Genomic DNA, 15,384 nt, shown 5'->3' with positions numbered 1-15,384 from the left:
CTGTGTCCTAGTGTGATGCGTCGGACCGCTGTTCGTGGTGAAGAGGGAAGATAGAGGCATGTCCGACATTCACGAAGCCGTGCCGATCCGCGACGAATCCATTCGTCTCGGCCAGTTCCTCAAGCTCGCCAACCTCATCGAGTCGGGGGCCGAGGCCAAAGAGGTGATCGCTGACGGTCTGGTGTCGGTGAACGGTGAAGTCGAGGTCCGCCGCGGGCGGCAGCTTCGCGACGGTGACGTCGTCGAGATCGGGGGGATGACGGCGCAGGTGAGTTCTCAGGCCTGACGCCGGGCGGTGTCGGCCGCGAACCGCTGCAGGAACGTCGCTTCGGCGACGGCGAGTTTCTCGATCTCGCCGGGATCGACGCTCTCGTCGGGCGCGTGGATTCGGCTGCGCGGTTCCTCCACCCCGATCAGAGCGATCTCGGCGTTCGGGATCATGTCGGCCAAGACGTTGCACAACGGAATCGAGCCGCCTTGCCCGACGGATCCCATCGGCTTGCCGAAGGCCTCTTCCATCGCCTTGCCGAGGGCGGCGTAGCCGGGGCCGTCGGTCGTTGCCCGGAACGGCGAGCCCACCGCTTCTCGGTCCACCGTCACTCGCGCACCCCACGGCGCGGCGTTCTCGAGGTGCTTGACCAGGGCGTCCTGCGCCTCGAGGGGGTCCATTCCGGGCGGCACCCGCAGGTTCAGCCGGGCCGATGCCCGGGGCGCGACGGCTGCGGCCGATCCGACCACCGGTGGACAGTCGATGCCGAGCACAGTCAGCGCGGGTCTCGCCCACACCGCGTCGGCGACCGAGCCCGTACCGGCGAGGCCGACCCCGTCCAAGACGCCGGCGTCCGCGCGGAACTGCTCGGCGGGGTAGTCGACCCCTGTCCAGGTCTGGTCCGATGCGAGGCCGTCGACCACCGTGTTCCCGTCCCGGTCGCGCAGCGTCGACAGCATCTGGACGAGGGCCGCCACCGCGTCGGGGGCGGGACCGCCGAACATCCCCGAATGGACTTCACCGGCCAGGGTTTCCACGTGCACGACGATGTTAGCGATTCCGCGCAGGGTGGTGGTGACGGTGGGATTGCCGGCTTCGGAGTTGCCGGTGTCGCCGATGAGGATCATGTCGGCCTCGAACAACTCCGGCCGCGCTTGGACGAGATTCTCCAGCCCGCCGGTACCCATTTCCTCGGAACCTTCGGCGACGATGCGGATCCCGACCGGGAAGGGGGTGCCGAGTGCCCGCAGCGCCAGGAGGTGCATGACGAGGTTGCCCTTGCAGTCCGCAGCGCCGCGCCCGTACCAGCGGCCGTCACGTTCGGTCAGTGTGAACGGCTCGCTGTGCCACAGTGTCTCGTCGCCGGGAGGCTGAACATCGTAGTGGCAGTACAGCAGGACGGTAGGGGCGCCCGGAGGGGCCGGCTCGTAGCCCACCACGGCGAGGGATCCATCGGACGTCTCCAGGAGATCGACGGACCCCACCCCGGCCCCGAGAAACGCGTCCCTCACCCATTCGGCCGCGCGGCGGCACTCCTCAGGCGGGAATTGCCGTGGATCCGCCACCGAACGCAGGGCGACGAGCGCCGCGAGTTCGTTCCGCGCCGTGGGCATCAGCTCCGCGACTTTGGTACGAATGTCGTCCGACATCAACGCCTCCTCGGGGATGGGTCTCTACAGGGCCGGTCACTCGCGCGACCAGCGGCCGGTCAGCGAACGACGACACCGTCCTGATCGCTGTACACGGTCTCGCCGGGGTTGAACGTCACTCCGCCGATTTCGAGGGGGACGTTCTTCTCGCCGGACCCGGTCTGAGTGCTCTTGCGGGGATTAGTGCCCAGCGCCTTCACGCCGATGTCGAGGGTCTTCAGGATCGCCGAGTCGCGAACCGCACCGTTGACGATCACCCCGGCCCAGCCGTTGTCGACGCCGCGGCCGGCGATGATGTCTCCGACCAGTGCCGTATGGATGCTGGCGCCGCCGTCGACGACCAGCACTCCACCGTTGCCCGGCTCGCTCAGCGTCTGCTTGACCAGCAGGTTGTCCTGGAAGCACTTGATCGTGGTGATCGGTCCGGAGAACACGTCGCGCCCACCGAACTGGAGGAACTGCGTGTCGCAGCTCCGGATGTCGGGGCCGATCTCGTCTGCCAGGTCTGCGGTTGCCACGGGTTCAGTCATAGGCGTCAGGATAGTGGGACGACTCTGCGACGAGCGCGTGCCGTGACCCTTGCCGTGACAGGCACCACCGGGCTCCATCGCCGCAGCCCTTGGCGCAGTACCGCAACAGCTACACTTGACGCGTCCTGGCATAGCGAGCGGTAGATAGGTCATCATGGTCAGCTCATCCAAGGGTTCGACGCCCACCGTGGTCGGCAATGCAGCAGACTGGCGCCGCCTCGAACCCACGAAGTTGACGCCGATCCTCAGCGCCTCCCTCGACGCATTCTACGAACACGGCTTCCACGGCACCTCGGTACGCGACATCGCCCGCCGAGTCGGTGTCACGGTACCCGCTCTCTACTACCACCACGAAAACAAGGAAGCCGTTCTCCTCGCTCTCCTGGAGCTTTCCACCAGCGACGTTCTGGAACGGGCGCACGCGGCGAGTGCCGACGGCGGCGACGATCCCGTTCAGCGACTCGCCAATGTCATCGAGGCAATCGTCCTGCGGATGACCATGCGATCCCGTCTGGCGGCGCTCGAGAGCGAGGTGCGCTACCTCAGCCCGGAGAACCGGCAGCGGTACAGCACGGTCCGCAAGGGTGTCGAAGAACTGGTCCTCGAGATCGTCAAGGAAGGGAAGAAGCGGGAGCTCTTCGACGTCGCCGATGCCGCGGAGACCACGCGGGCGCTGCTCGGGATGTGCCAGTCGATCCCGCGGTGGTACCACGCCGAAGGCAAGCTGACCCCGGACGCCGTGGCCCGCAAGTATGTAGAGATCGCCATGAAGACCGTCGGGTCCACGGTGGCCCCCGCCAAACCGAAGCGCAGGCGCACCGCCGACGTGTGACCGGCGGTGCCCCTGGCTTCGGCCCTATCCGGTCTACGAACCCAGACTCGGTCCCTCGACGACGTCGAATTCCGTTGTGGTGGTGGCTGGCTCGTCGGCGTTGGGAGGGTCGTAGGTGAACTCGGCGACGTATCTGCCGGCCTCATGGACGCGGGTTGCGACCGTGGCGCCACCGAGCGTGAGGGGAAGAGTCCGAGTCGTCACGTCACCGTCTGGTTCCGTGAGTTCGAGAAGGACCGGTGTGGTGCCGTCTTCGCCCGTCGGTGTCGGCATCACGAGTACGCCGAGCGTCACGAGGTTGTTGGCGTAAACGGTACCGATCGGGGGCAGAACGTTGATCTGGTATGCGGTGGCTGCGGTTGCTGTGGGAGCCAGCCCCACCGAGGCCGCACCGGCCAACGCGGCAATGGTCATGGTCGCTCGCGAGAAGTTCATGCACGATCCCTTCCTGTCGACGGCGTCTACGACGAGTCGACGGAGGACATGCTGGGCTCCGCGAATCTCGTTCGTGGTGACAGCCGTTCATTCGTGGGCGGCCGGGGTCGGCCGGCGTCTGACGTCGAGTGGCTCAGACCGCAGTCACGTTACGGCAGGGAAGGGGTGAGTCAATGGATCTTCACCGCGTGTTCGAGAACAGTTCGACCGCAGGAGTTTCCGGACCACCGCACCCGAAAACTCTTGAAGGTGAGGCGGTATCCGCGCTCCCCATACCCGGAGTGCGCTGCGCACGGGGCGTTGCGGGGAAGGTGTCCGTTTTCGCGACCTTGTACCGGGTGGCGGCCGCGGTCCACGGCCGCCACCCGTGAGTACTTCTCAACAACGGGCGGTTGAGAAGTACTCACAAGCTATTTGAGCTCGGCGAGGACGGTGCCCTGGGTGATGGCGGCACCGGGTTCGACGGTCAGGCCGGTGACGATGCCGGCCTTGTGGGCGTTGACCGGGTTTTCCATTTTCATGGCCTCGAGGACGGCGATGAGGTCGCCCTCGGCGACTTCCTGGCCTTCCTCGACGGCGACCTTGACGACGGTGCCCTGCATGGGGGCGGTGACGGCGTCACCGGACGCGGCGCCGCCGCCGGCGCCGCCGCGGGTGCGGGCCTTGGGCTTCTTCCGGACGGCACCGTTACCGGTGGTGGGGGCGCCGAGGCTGAACTGGCCGGGCAGGGACACCTCGACGCGGCGGCCGCCGACCTCGACGACCACGTTCTGCCGGGGCAGGGAGTCGTCCTCGTCGACCGGCTGGCCGCCGGTGAACGGTTCGATCTGGTTGTTCCACTCGGTTTCGATCCACTTGGTGTAGACGTCGAAGCCGGTGCCGTCGCCGATGAAGGCGGGATCGGAGACGATGGCCCGGTGGAACGGGATGACCGTGGCCAGCCCCTCGACCTGGAATTCGGCGAGGGCGCGGCGGGCGCGGGCGAGGGCCTCGTCGCGGGTGGCGCCGGTGACGATGAGTTTGGCGAGCATCGAGTCGAACTGGCCACCGATCACCGATCCGGTTTCCACACCGGAGTCCATCCGCACACCGGGGCCGGTGGGTGGGACGAACTTGGTGACCGGGCCGGGGGCGGGCAGGAATCCGCGGCCGGCGTCCTCACCGTTGATCCGGAACTCGAAGGCGTGCCCGCGGGGGGTGGGGTCCTCGAGGATGTCGAGTTTCTCGCCGTTGGCGATCTTGAACTGTTGCAGCACCAGGTCGATGCCGGCGGTTTCCTCGGTGACCGGGTGTTCGACCTGCAGGCGGGTGTTGACCTCGAGGAAGGAGACGGTGTCGCCCTGGACCAGGTATTCGACAGTGCCGGCGCCGTAGTAGCCGGCCTCTTTGCAGATGGCCTTGGCGGAGGTGTGGATCCGGTTGCGTTGGTCGTCGGTGAGGAACGGGGCGGGGGCCTCCTCGACGAGTTTCTGGAAGCGGCGCTGCAGGGAGCAGTCGCGGGTGCCGGCGACGATGACGTTGCCGTGCTGGTCGGCGATGACCTGGGCTTCGACGTGGCGGGCCTTGTCCAAATATTGTTCGACGAAGCATTCCCCGCGGCCGAACGCGGCGACGGCCTCGCGGGTGGCGGAGTCGAACAGTTCGGGGATTTCCTCGATGGTGTGCGCGACCTTCATGCCGCGGCCGCCGCCGCCGAACGCGGCCTTGATCGCGACCGGAACCCCGTATTCCTTCGCGAACGCGACGACCTCGTCGGCGTTGCGGACCGGGTCCTTGGTGCCGGCGGCCATCGGGGCCTTCGCCTTTTCGGCGATGTGGCGGGCGGTGACCTTGTCGCCGAGGTCGCGGATCGATTGCGGGGAGGGGCCGATCCAGATCAGGCCGGCGTCGATCACGGCCTGGGCGAAGTCGGCGTTCTCGGAGAGGAAGCCGTAGCCGGGGTGGATCGCGTCGGCGCCGGACTTGGCGGCGGCGTCGAGGATTTTGTCGAACACCAGATACGATTCGGCGGAGGTCTGCCCACCCAACGCGAACGCTTCGTCGGCCAGGCGCACGAACGGGGCATCGGCGTCGGGTTCGGCGTAGACCGCGACACTGGTGTACCCGGCATCGGCGGCGGCCCGGATCACCCGCACTGCAATCTCACCGCGGTTCGCGACGAGCACCTTGGAAATACGTGCACTACTCATCGAAATGTCTTCCCTTTTCTGCAAGTGTCAGTAGCCTGCGTTGACCAGTACCGCGGCGGCGGCCACCTGTCGGCGCAGGATGAGAGCTGGTGTGCCCCACGGGTCTTCGTCGGAAACGGGAGCGTCCGCCGTGGAGCCCGCCGAGGCGAGTGCCGCGAAGACCGCCAGCACCGCGGCGATGTCCGTATCGCTCGGGTTCCCCCGAAACGTGACGACCGGCGCCGCCGGTGCCTGTTCGGTCAGCGCGACCCCCGACGCGATCTCGTCGAACACCTCGTCGACCACAAGTTCGGCGGTCATCGTGCCGGATGATTCGCCGCCGCTCATAGCGGAATGTTCCCATGCTTCTTGGGCGGGAGGGTGACCATTTTGCGTTCGAGGAGGCGCAGGGCGGCCACGATCTGTCCGCGGGTGTGGGAGGGCGGGATGACGGCGTCGACGTAGCCGCGTTCGGCGGCGACGTAGGGGTTGACGAGGGTGTCTTCGTATTCGCGTTGCAGTTGCAGGCGCAGCGCGTCGACGTCGTCGCCGTTCTTGGCGGCCTCGAGGAGGCGTTTGCGGTAGACGAACCCGACGGCGCCGGAGGCGCCCATGACGGCGATCTGGGCGGTGGGCCAGGCCAGGTTGACGTCGGCGCCCATGTGTTTGGAGCCCATCACGTCGTAGGCGCCGCCGTAGGCCTTGCGGGTGATCACGGTGATCTTCCCGACGGTGGCCTCGCCGTAGGCGTAGAGCAGTTTCGCGCCGCGGCGGATGATGCCGCCGTATTCCTGGTCGGTGCCGGGCAGGAAGCCCGGGACGTCGACGAGGGTGATGATCGGGACGTTGAACGCGTCGCAGGTGCGCACGAAGCGGGCGGCTTTTTCGGAGGCGTCGATGTCGAGGCAGCCGGCGAAGACGGTGGGCTGGTTCGCGACGATCCCGACGCTGCGGCCGTCGACGCGGCCGAAGCCGACGACGATGTTGCCGGCGCGTTCGGCCTGGACCTCGAGGAATTCGTCGTCGTCGAGGATCCGGCGGATCACCTCGTGCATGTCGTAGGGCTGGTTCGCCGAGTCCGGGATGAGGGTGTCGAGTTCGAGGTCCTCGTCGGTGAGGAAGTCTTCGATGGCGCCGGGGATCGGGTCGGTGGGCTGGGTGCGGGGGGCGGCGGCCTGGTTGTTGCTGGGCAGGTAGGACAGCAGGTCCTTGACGTAGTCGAGGGCGTCCTGTTCGCCGGAGGCGACGTAGTGGGCGACGCCGGATTTGACCATGTGGGTGTGCGCGCCACCCAAATCTTCCATGGTGACGTCTTCGCCGGTGACGGTTTTGATCACGTCGGGGCCGGTGACGAACATCTGGGAGGTTTGATCGACCATCACGACGAAGTCGGTGAGGGCGGGGGAGTAGACGTGGCCGCCGGCGGCGGGGCCCATGATCAGCGAGATCTGTGGGATGACGCCGGAGGCCTGGACGTTGCGGTGGAAGATTTCGCCGTACAACCCGAGGGAGACGACGCCTTCCTGGATGCGGGCGCCGGCGCCTTCGTTGATGCCGATCAGGGGGCGGCCGGTCTTGAGGGCGAGGTCCATGACCTTGACGATTTTTTCGCCGTAGATTTCGCCGAGGGAGCCGCCGAAGACGGTGGCGTCCTGGGAGAAGACACACACGTCGCGGCCGTCGATGGTGCCGTAGCCGGTGACGACGCCGTCGCCGACGGGGCGGTTGTCGGCGAGGCCGAAGTTCACGCTGCGGTGGCGGGCGAGGGCGTCGAGTTCGACGAAGCTGCCCTCGTCCAACAATGCGGTGATGCGTTCGCGGGCGGTGAGCTTGCCCTTCGCGTGGACCTTCTCGACCGCTGCTTCACCGCTGGGGTGCTGCGCCTCGGCCTGACGATTACGCAGGTCGGCGAGCTTTCCCGCGGTCGTGTGAATATCGGGCGTAACCGTCGAATCTGTGACTGTCATCTAGAACTGCTTCCCGTCGAGGCTGTCGGAACCTGCGGTCACCCTCAGGGTGCGCGGCTCGTGGGGCTACCACTCGGACGTCGCCACTTTAACGCATTACTTATCGATCGCTCACGTGTGCTGCGTCACTCCACCCCACGGCCATGGCGCTTTTCATAGTCCTCTCGGGTGCGGTCGGCCCGGCGCTGCGCCTTCGCCGTGAGGAGGTCGGGGTCGAGTCCGTGACTGAGAAGACGGTGCCGACGATAGATGTTCATCAACGCGACCGCGAAGTACAACAGCGGGAGCAAGAGCAGCGCCATCATCGCCAAGGGGACCCAGATGGGGCCGGGTATGAGAAGGAACAGCAACAGCACTGCGACGACGGGAAGCATGAACCGAAGGACGTACCGCACGGAGGCGCCGGGACCCACGAGGTCGTTGCGGACCCATTCCTGCATGGAGTCCGGAAGCGTGCGACCGAACAGATACCCGACGTACTGGCTGGGACTGGGACGCTGCGGATCGGCCATGGGTTTCAGAATAGTGCCGACATGCGGAAACGAACTCGACGGCAGCGTGCCGTCGAGTTCGCTCCGTTGTGGCCGTCAGCTGCGCGGGTTACTCGAGCCCGCCACCCCCGCCGTTTCCCGTCACTGCTGCTCGGCGTTCGCGACGATGATGTCGCGAACGAACTGCGCCAACCCGGGCGCGATGTCGTCGTAATGCTGGCGAAAACGATCGTCCGCGACGTACATCTCGGCGAGATTCACGTGCATCGGGTGGTCACAGTCGTAGAACTTCGCGATTCCGGCGCGGTGCTCCTCCGCCAGGGCGTTCGCACGATCCGAGCCGGGTTCGACGCCTTCCGCCATTGCTTCGGCGAGCTTCGCTTCGAGAGCGTCGCCCTCGGCCTTGATGCGCTGCCAGTCCTTCTTGTCGAACTTGGCCGTGCGCTGCTGTGATTGTTTCCACGCGTCGGTGTCGCCCCATCGTTCCTCGGCCTCTGCGGCGTATTCTTCGCCCGGCCAGTCGGCACCGAAAATTTCGTTCTGCTCTTCGGGGGTGAGCTGAATGCCCATACTTTTCGCCTCCATCATCTTCTCCACGGCTGCAGCCATCTCGTGTAAGCGATCGATCCGTTCGCTCAGCAGTTCGTGCTGTCGCCGCAGATGCGCGAGGGCATCCACGTCCGGGTCGTCGAGAAGGGCTGCGATCTCCTCGAGGGGGAAACCCAGCGCCCGATACGTCAGGACGCGGTGAAGACGTTCGACGTCTGCATCCGAGTAGCTGCGGTACCCGCTGGGTGTGCGGTCCGACGGCGTCACCAGGCCGATCTCGTCGTAGTGATGCAGCGTGCGCACACTCACTCCGACCAGCTTGGCGACGACGCCTACCGTGTGTTTCTCGCTCACGTCTCTACCGTGGGGCCTGACGCCGCGTGAGGGTCAAGTCAGTTGTAGAGATCCTGGAGTTCGTCGGAGAAGTTGTTCATCACAACCTTGCGCTTGAGTTTCATGCTCGGCGTGATTTCGCCGTTCTCGACGGTCAGTTCGCGATCGAGAATCCGGAACTTCTTGATCTGCTCCCACCGGTTGAGTCCGGCGTTGAGCTCTTCGACATAACCGCCGATCAGGTTGCGTGTCTCCTGTGCCTGCGCGATCTCGGAGAACGACTTGTCGCCCATACCGTGATGTTTCGCCCACTCGCCGATGGCCTCGGCGTCGAGGGAGATGAGCGCGACACAGTACGACTTGCCCTCACCGTCGACGATCAGCTCGCCGACGTAGGGGCAGATCCCCTTGAAGGTGGAGGCCACCGCGGACGGTGCCACGTACTTGCCGTTGGACGTCTTGAACATGTCCTTCTTGCGGTCGGTGATCCGCAGGTAGCCGTCTTCGTCGATCTCACCGATGTCACCGGTGCGGAACCAGCCGTCCTCGGTCAACGCCTCCGCAGTCGCCTCCGGGTTCTCGTGATAGCCGCTCATCACGCCGGGGCCCTTGATCAGAATTTCACCGTCTTCGCCGATCTTCGTCTCGGTTCCGGGGATAGCCCAGCCGACCGTTCCGAAGCGGTAGGCCGACGGCCGGTTGACGAAGGATGCCGCGCTGGTCTCGCTGAGTCCGTAACCCTCGAGAACTTTGATGCCGACGGCGTCGAACCATTGGGCGACATCACGATTGAGCGCAGCGGATCCGGAGATGAAGAATTTCAGGCGCCCACCGAACCGCTCGCGAATCGTGCTGTACACCAATCGATCTGCGAGTGCATGCTGCACCGACTCGAGAAGGGATGGGCTCTTTCCTGCCTGTTTGGCCCTGGACACCGCGAGTCCGACCCCGATGGCCCAGTCGAAGATCTTCGCTTTCACGCCGCCCTCTTCCTGGACGGTGGAGACGATGCGGGCATAGGCCTTTTCGAAGATCCGGGGAGCGGCGCCCATGAAGGTCGGGCGCACTACCGCAAGATTCTCGACGATCTTGTCGACCCGTCCGTCGACCGCGGTGGCGAACCCGATCTGCAGTGGCAGGACGAGCAGCACCTTTCCGAAGACGTGCGAGAGTGGTAGCCACAGATACTGCAGGTCGTCGGGATCGAGCAGGCCGGTGGAGTCGATCGCGGCCGCGACATAGGTCCACGCCGAATGCGGAAGACGCACGCCTTTCGGCTTCCCGGTGGTCCCGGACGTGTAGATGAGGGTGGCCAGATCATCCGGCTTGATCGCATCGATCCGCTCGTTCACCGCATCCGGCTTCTCGGCCAGCAACTCGGCGCCGAGGTCGTGTAACTGCTCGAACGTGATCACCCAGTCGTCGCCTTCGCCGGGTGTGCCGTCGATCAAAACGACCTTCTCGACATCCGTGAGCTCAGTGCGATTGTCCCGCAGCTTCGCCAGCTGCGAGTCGTCCTCGGCGATGACGACACGGCTCCCCGAGTTGGCGACGATGTAGGCCACATCGGGAGCGGTCGTCGTGGGATACACCGTGGTGGTGGCGGCGCCGGCGCACATCACCGCGAGGTCGGCCAGCACCCATTCGTAGCGGGTGGCGGAAGCCAGCGCCACGCGCTGCTCGGCCTGCACCCCGAGCGAGATCAGGCCGGCGGCGAGGTTGCGCACACGATCACCGGCCTCGGACCAGGTGACGCTCACCCACTCGTCGCCGTTTCCGGGTCGGATGTAGCGGAACGCCTCGTGACTCGGCGATGTGGCTACCCGATTGATGAACATTGCGGCCACCGACGGGGCCCGATTCTCGATCTTGGACTGGTCGACGACCTCGTCCGATGCGCGTTGAGCTGCCATACATGGATCTTAGGAAGCGAGGCGGCGTCGAGGAGGCGGATTCGCCCAGGCCGCGCAACCGTGACCTCAGGCGATCGCGCGCGGCGTCTTCGCGACGATGGCCAGCGACATGACAGCGGCGATCGCACACAGACCCCCGGCCACGTAGAACGCGGCGTCGTATCGACCGAACTCGTCACGCACAAACCCTGCCAGAAACGCGACGATGCCGGCCCCGATCTGGTGCGAGGCCAGCACCCAGCCGAACACGATCGGCGCATCGGCGCCGAAGTGCTTGCGGCAGAGAGAAACTGTCGGGGGCACCGTGGCCACCCAGTCGAGGCCGTAGAAGATGACGAACGCGATCATCGGCGGGTGAACGGTGCCCGCGAAGAGGATCGGCAACAGCATCAAAGAGATGCCGCGCAACAGGTAATAGATGCCGAGCAGCTTGCGCGAATCGAACCGGTCGGTGAACCACCCCGACGCGATGGTTCCGACGACGTCGAAGATTCCGATGACGGCGAGCAGGCTCGCCGCCGCGGTGGTCGGCATGCCGTGATCGTGTGCGGCGGGCACGAAATGGGTGCCGACCAGCCCGTTGGTGCTTGCACCACAGATCGCGAAGGTGCCCGCCAACAGCCAGAAGACCCGAGTGCGGGCCGCGGAGAGCAACACGGTGACGGCCCGGCCCGCAGCGCCGCCGCGTCCAGTCGGTGCGGGTGGTTCCGCGAGGTAGTCGGGCCCTGCTCCGTACGGCACCGTACCGACATCCGATGGCCGGTTGCGGAGAAACATCAGCACCAGCGGGACGACGGCGAGGGCCGCGAACGACACCGTCAACGCCACCGTCTGCCAGTTGTATCGCTCGGCGAGCACGGCGAGGATCGGCAAGAACACCAGCTGTCCAGCCGCGCTGCCGGCGGTGAGAATGCCCGTGACCAGACCGCGCCGCGCCACGAACCAGCGATCGACCACGGTGGCGACGAACGCGAGCGCCATCGAACCAGTGCCTAAACCGACGAATACACCCCACAGGAGCACCAGCTGCCAGGTGGCGGTCATGAAGATGGTCAGCCCACTGCCGGCAGACACGAGGACGAGCGCCGCCGTCACAACCCGGCGCATGCCGAACCGCTCCATCAGAGCTGCGGCAAACGGTGACGTCAACCCGTACAGCACCAGGTTGATCGACACCGCCGAGGAGATGCTTGCCCGCGACCAGCCGAAGTCCTCGTGCAGCGGGTCGATGAGGATGGACGGCGCAGCACGGAAACTTGCCGCCCCCACCAGAGCGAGGAAAGCGACCATCGCCACCAGCCAGGCGTAGTGCAGGCGGGGCGGGGCTATTCGGGCCTGGGGTGCCGGGGGCGCGATGTCGGACGTCACGACGGTAAGTCTGCGGGACGGCGTCCCGCCGGAAAAGTTGCCGGAATGCCAACATGTGAAAGAATCTGGCCATGGTCGAACGTCATCGGGTGGTCGTGCTCGCCTTGGACGGTGTGATTCCGTTCGAACTCGGCATCCCCTCGCGCGTCTTCGGCCGGGCGCACGACGCGAATGGCAATGCGCTGTACGAAGTACAGACGTGCACGGCCGACGGCCGACCGGTGCGGTCGGACGCGGACTTCTCGATATCCGTCGATCACGGGCTAGAGCTGCTGGCCGAGGCGGACACGGTCGTGATCCCCGCGTCGTATGAATTGGGCCCCGCCTACGACGGCCATCTGCCGCCGAAGATCGAGGCGGCACTCGCGTTCGTCCGGCCCGGCACCCGATATGTCTCCATTTGCACCGGCTCCTACATCCTCGCCGCAGCGGGTCTCCTCGACGGTCTGCGCGCCACCACCCACTGGCGCAACACCGAGCACTTCCAACGGACGTACCCGCAGGTCCGGGTCGATCCCGACGTCCTGTTCGTCGACGAGGGACAGGTCCTCACCTCGGCGGGCGTCGCCGCCGGACTCGACCTCTGCCTCCACATCCTGCGCCGAGACCACGGCTCCGACCTGGCAAATCAAGTGGCGCGCCGATGCGTCGTCCCGCCGTGGCGCGACGGCGGGCAGGCGCAGTACATCGAGAGGCCGATTCCGGCAGCCGGTGCGGAGTCCACCGCGGTCACTCGTAACTGGGCTTTGGAGCGGCTGGGGGAATCGTTGACGCTGACCCGGATGGCTGCACACTCCAACATGAGCGTTCGCACCTTCACCCGGCGGTTCGGTGAAGAGGTCGGCACCACCCCCAACCGCTGGTTGATCACCCGCCGGGTCGACCGCGCCCGGCAACTCCTCGAGACCACCGACCTGTCCGTCGACGTCATCGCCCGGGAGGTCGGTTTCGGGACGACGGCGTCCTTGCGCCAGCACATGGGTGCCGTCCTCGGTGTCCCACCGTCGGCCTACCGCAAGACGTTCCGCGGTCGCCGCAGCCTCATACCGAGCGCAAATCCAGCCTGCTGATGTAGTGGGCCCCGTCGTCTATGGGGTTGTCGGGCGGGAGGTAGCCCGCTCCGACGCGGCGGAAGCCGGCCTTCTCGAGTGCCCGCCAGGACGCACGATTCGGTACGACGACGGGAACGATGATTGCTGTCGCGTCGGGTGAGTCCGCGCGGCACTTGTCCACGAACGCGGTGATCATCGCAGTGCCCACGCCGCGGCCGATGAGTTCCGGGTCGCCGATGAAGTAGTCGATCGACAAGCTCCCGTCCGGTACCTCGACGAGTGCCGTGAGCAGTGCGAGGTCTTCCGGGTAGTCGGCGAGGTGATACCGCTGGATGAATCCCAGAGGACGGCCACCGCGCAGGACCAGGAAATCCTCGCATGGTTCGGTGCCGTCGATACTTCCCCCGAAGTCGCGCTCGATATCGGCGTCCGATGTCTCGTGGTTCCAGAAACGTCCGACGTGGGGTTCGCGTAGCCATTTCTGCAGCTGGGGGAAATGGTCCCGGGTCGTACGGAGAAACTCGAAGTCGGAGGCTGCCACGCAGGCGACGCTACCAAGGGATCGTCGCCGGCCATCAGTTCAATATGAGCATTGATCACGACTTTTTTTGACTTGGACATGTATCGAACGCGGCTCTAGCGTGGCTTTATGACTCAGGTCACGCCGGTGAACCAGCGTGCACCGGGTAGCCCAGTCGTTACACCAGAACCCGAGAGGAGTCACCGATGACCCTCCCCCTCGCCGTCTCCCCGGCGGTCGACAGTGCGGTATCGAAGATCTTCCGCCGCGTCGTGCCGTTGTTCATCGTGATGCTGATTTGCAATCAGCTCAACCGGTCGAACATCGGTTATGCGCAGACTCACCTCGAGGCCGATGTCGGCATCGGCGCCGCAGCCTACGGTTTCGGTGCGGGTGTCTTCTTCATTGCCTATGCGATCTTCGAACTGCCGTCGAACGTGCTCATGGAGAAGTTCGGCGCCAAGGTGTGGCTCACCCGCATCATGATCTCGTGGGGCCTGGTGTCCGCGGCGATGGCGTTCGTCAACGGTCCGGAGATGTTCTACGTCCTGCGGTTCCTTCTCGGTGTCGCCGAGGCCGGCTTCTTCCCGGCGATCATCTTCTACTTCACCCGCTGGCTGCCGAACAACCACCGCAGCCGCGCTACGGCACTGTTCATTGCGGGGTCCTCCATTGCTGCCGCGATCTCGGGACCGCTGTCCGGACCGCTGCTGTCCCTCGACGGGCTCGGTGGGCATCATGGCTGGCAGTGGATGTTCGCGCTGGAGGGACTGCTGTCGGTGGTCGTCGGGTGCATCGCCTACCGATTGCTCGACTCGAAGATCGACGACGCGAAGTGGCTCACCGGCGTGGAGAAGCACGATCTGCAGGCCGTCATAGCCGAGGAGGACGTGCTGCGCAGTAAGGCGTCGGTGAAGCGTGGCGAGTCGGGTTCGCGCTGGAAGCTGCTTCTGCAGCCGCGGATCCTGGTGTGCTGCGGCATCTTCTTCGCGATCACCATGGCGATCTACGCCAACACGTTCTGGCTTCCGTCGATCATCCGCCGTATCCCGGGTACCAACGACGTCACCGTCGGGCTGCTGTCGTCGCTGCCCTGGATCTGCGCGATCTTCGCGATGTACTTCTCCAACCGCTCGGCCGACCGCACCGGAAGGCACAAGCCCTACCTCGTCGCCGCGCTGCTCATCGGCGGTGTGGGCACGATGGCCGCCGCGTTCGTCACCCCGTGGCTGGCGCTTCCGCTGCTGTGCGTTGCGACGATGGGATTCAAGAGCGCGAGCCCGCTGTTCTGGTCGATCCCGCAGCGCACGCTGCACCCCATGGTGCTGGCACCGGCGATCGCAATCATCAACTCGCTCGGCAACCTGGGTGGCTTCGTCGCCCCGTTCGGCTTCGGGGTGATCAAGGAACAGACCGGCACGGTGACGATGGGCCTCGTCGTGCTGTCGCTCTTCGCCCTCGCCGCCGCCGCAGCGGTGACGTACTTCCGGCGTGACAAGGAAGACATCGACGACGTCGCGAACCTGGCCGAGGTGGGCTCCGCCGAGTCAACCGTGGCAGCGAAATGACCTCTCACCGGCACATACGA

General features: G+C 65.8%; 15 protein-coding genes. 4 read left to right on the top strand and 11 right to left on the bottom strand.

All coding sequences use genetic code 11. The features are described from left to right. Positions 1-58 precede the first annotated feature (58 nt). A complete protein-coding gene (locus JQT59_RS06060) occupies positions 59-286 on the top strand; it encodes an RNA-binding S4 domain-containing protein (RefSeq protein WP_159918489.1) in 228 nt (75 codons plus the stop codon). Here the strand turns inward: JQT59_RS06060 and JQT59_RS06055 are convergent. Together JQT59_RS06055 and rraA are read right to left on the bottom strand one after the other, a co-directional pair. After that, positions 277-1,638 (bottom strand): dipeptidase, encoded by a 1,362-nt coding sequence (locus JQT59_RS06055; RefSeq protein ID WP_213575374.1) that lies wholly within the window; start codon positions 1,636-1,638, stop codon positions 277-279. The two genes, JQT59_RS06060 and JQT59_RS06055, sit on opposite strands and share 10 nt — an antisense overlap. A gap of 59 nt (positions 1,639-1,697) precedes the next feature. Continuing rightward, positions 1,698-2,168 carry a ribonuclease E activity regulator RraA gene (rraA, locus tag JQT59_RS06050; RefSeq protein WP_109325459.1) on the bottom strand — a complete coding sequence of 157 codons (471 nt, stop codon included), beginning with the start codon at positions 2,166-2,168 and terminating at the stop codon, positions 1,698-1,700. A 154-nt stretch (positions 2,169-2,322) separates the two neighbouring features. Here rraA and JQT59_RS06045 point away from each other — a divergent pair, with 154 nt between their 5' ends. After that, positions 2,323-3,000 carry a TetR/AcrR family transcriptional regulator gene (locus JQT59_RS06045; RefSeq protein WP_213575373.1) on the top strand — a complete coding sequence of 226 codons (678 nt, stop codon included), beginning with the start codon at positions 2,323-2,325 and terminating at the stop codon, positions 2,998-3,000. Positions 3,001-3,033: 33 nt separating this feature from the next. Here the strand turns inward: JQT59_RS06045 and JQT59_RS06040 are convergent, their stop codons facing one another. The 8 genes from JQT59_RS06040 to JQT59_RS06005 all read right to left on the bottom strand — a co-directional run bounded on the left by JQT59_RS06040 (position 3,034) and on the right by JQT59_RS06005 (position 12,224). Then, a complete protein-coding gene (locus JQT59_RS06040; protein ID WP_213575372.1) occupies positions 3,034-3,435 on the bottom strand; it encodes a hypothetical protein in 402 nt (133 codons plus the stop codon). 410 nt (positions 3,436-3,845) lie between these two features. Continuing rightward, positions 3,846-5,624 (bottom strand): acetyl/propionyl/methylcrotonyl-CoA carboxylase subunit alpha, encoded by a 1,779-nt coding sequence (locus JQT59_RS06035; RefSeq protein WP_213575371.1) that lies wholly within the window; start codon positions 5,622-5,624, stop codon positions 3,846-3,848. A gap of 27 nt (positions 5,625-5,651) precedes the next feature. Further along, positions 5,652-5,924 carry an acyl-CoA carboxylase epsilon subunit gene (locus JQT59_RS06030; protein WP_249354164.1) on the bottom strand — a complete coding sequence of 91 codons (273 nt, stop codon included), beginning with the start codon at positions 5,922-5,924 and terminating at the stop codon, positions 5,652-5,654. A gap of 23 nt (positions 5,925-5,947) precedes the next feature. Further along, complete coding sequence (locus tag JQT59_RS06025; RefSeq protein ID WP_213575369.1) at positions 5,948-7,570, bottom strand: acyl-CoA carboxylase subunit beta; 1,623 nt, start codon at positions 7,568-7,570, stop codon at positions 5,948-5,950. A 125-nt stretch (positions 7,571-7,695) separates the two neighbouring features. Further along, positions 7,696-8,082: a DUF5313 family protein gene (locus JQT59_RS06020; protein WP_109325471.1), complete on the bottom strand. Its 387-nt coding sequence runs from the start codon at positions 8,080-8,082 to the stop codon at positions 7,696-7,698. A 120-nt stretch (positions 8,083-8,202) separates the two neighbouring features. After that, positions 8,203-8,964 (bottom strand): MerR family transcriptional regulator, encoded by a 762-nt coding sequence (locus JQT59_RS06015; protein WP_213575368.1) that lies wholly within the window; start codon positions 8,962-8,964, stop codon positions 8,203-8,205. A 38-nt stretch (positions 8,965-9,002) separates the two neighbouring features. Further along, positions 9,003-10,856, bottom strand: coding sequence for an AMP-dependent synthetase/ligase (locus tag JQT59_RS06010; RefSeq protein WP_213575367.1), 1,854 nt, complete (start codon positions 10,854-10,856; stop codon positions 9,003-9,005). A 66-nt stretch (positions 10,857-10,922) separates the two neighbouring features. Beyond that, entirely contained in the window at positions 10,923-12,224 is a 1,302-nt protein-coding gene (locus JQT59_RS06005; protein ID WP_213575366.1) for an MFS transporter, read from the bottom strand. Positions 12,225-12,295: 71 nt separating this feature from the next. On the opposite strand from JQT59_RS06005, the gene JQT59_RS06000 reads away from it, so the two are divergent. Beyond that, on the top strand, positions 12,296-13,294 hold the full coding sequence (locus JQT59_RS06000; RefSeq protein ID WP_213575365.1) for a GlxA family transcriptional regulator: 999 nt from the start codon (positions 12,296-12,298) through the stop codon (positions 13,292-13,294). Here JQT59_RS06000 and JQT59_RS05995 read toward each other — a convergent pair. Next, positions 13,266-13,817, bottom strand: coding sequence for a GNAT family N-acetyltransferase (locus JQT59_RS05995; protein WP_213575363.1), 552 nt, complete (start codon positions 13,815-13,817; stop codon positions 13,266-13,268). The two genes, JQT59_RS06000 and JQT59_RS05995, sit on opposite strands and share 29 nt — an antisense overlap. A 185-nt stretch (positions 13,818-14,002) precedes the next feature. Between JQT59_RS05995 and JQT59_RS05990 the strand changes: the two genes are divergently transcribed. Then, on the top strand, positions 14,003-15,364 hold the full coding sequence (locus JQT59_RS05990; protein ID WP_213575361.1) for an MFS transporter: 1,362 nt from the start codon (positions 14,003-14,005) through the stop codon (positions 15,362-15,364). The last annotated feature ends 20 nt before the right edge of the window (positions 15,365-15,384 follow it).

Origin of the sequence: Rhodococcus sp. USK13 (genome assembly GCF_018343855.1) — a bacterium.
In the GTDB taxonomy this organism is placed as follows: Bacteria; Actinomycetota; Actinomycetes; order Mycobacteriales; family Mycobacteriaceae; genus Rhodococcus_F; species Rhodococcus_F oxybenzonivorans.
Note: the sequence above shows the minus strand (reverse complement) of the source record. Positions and strands in the feature narration are given on the sequence as shown.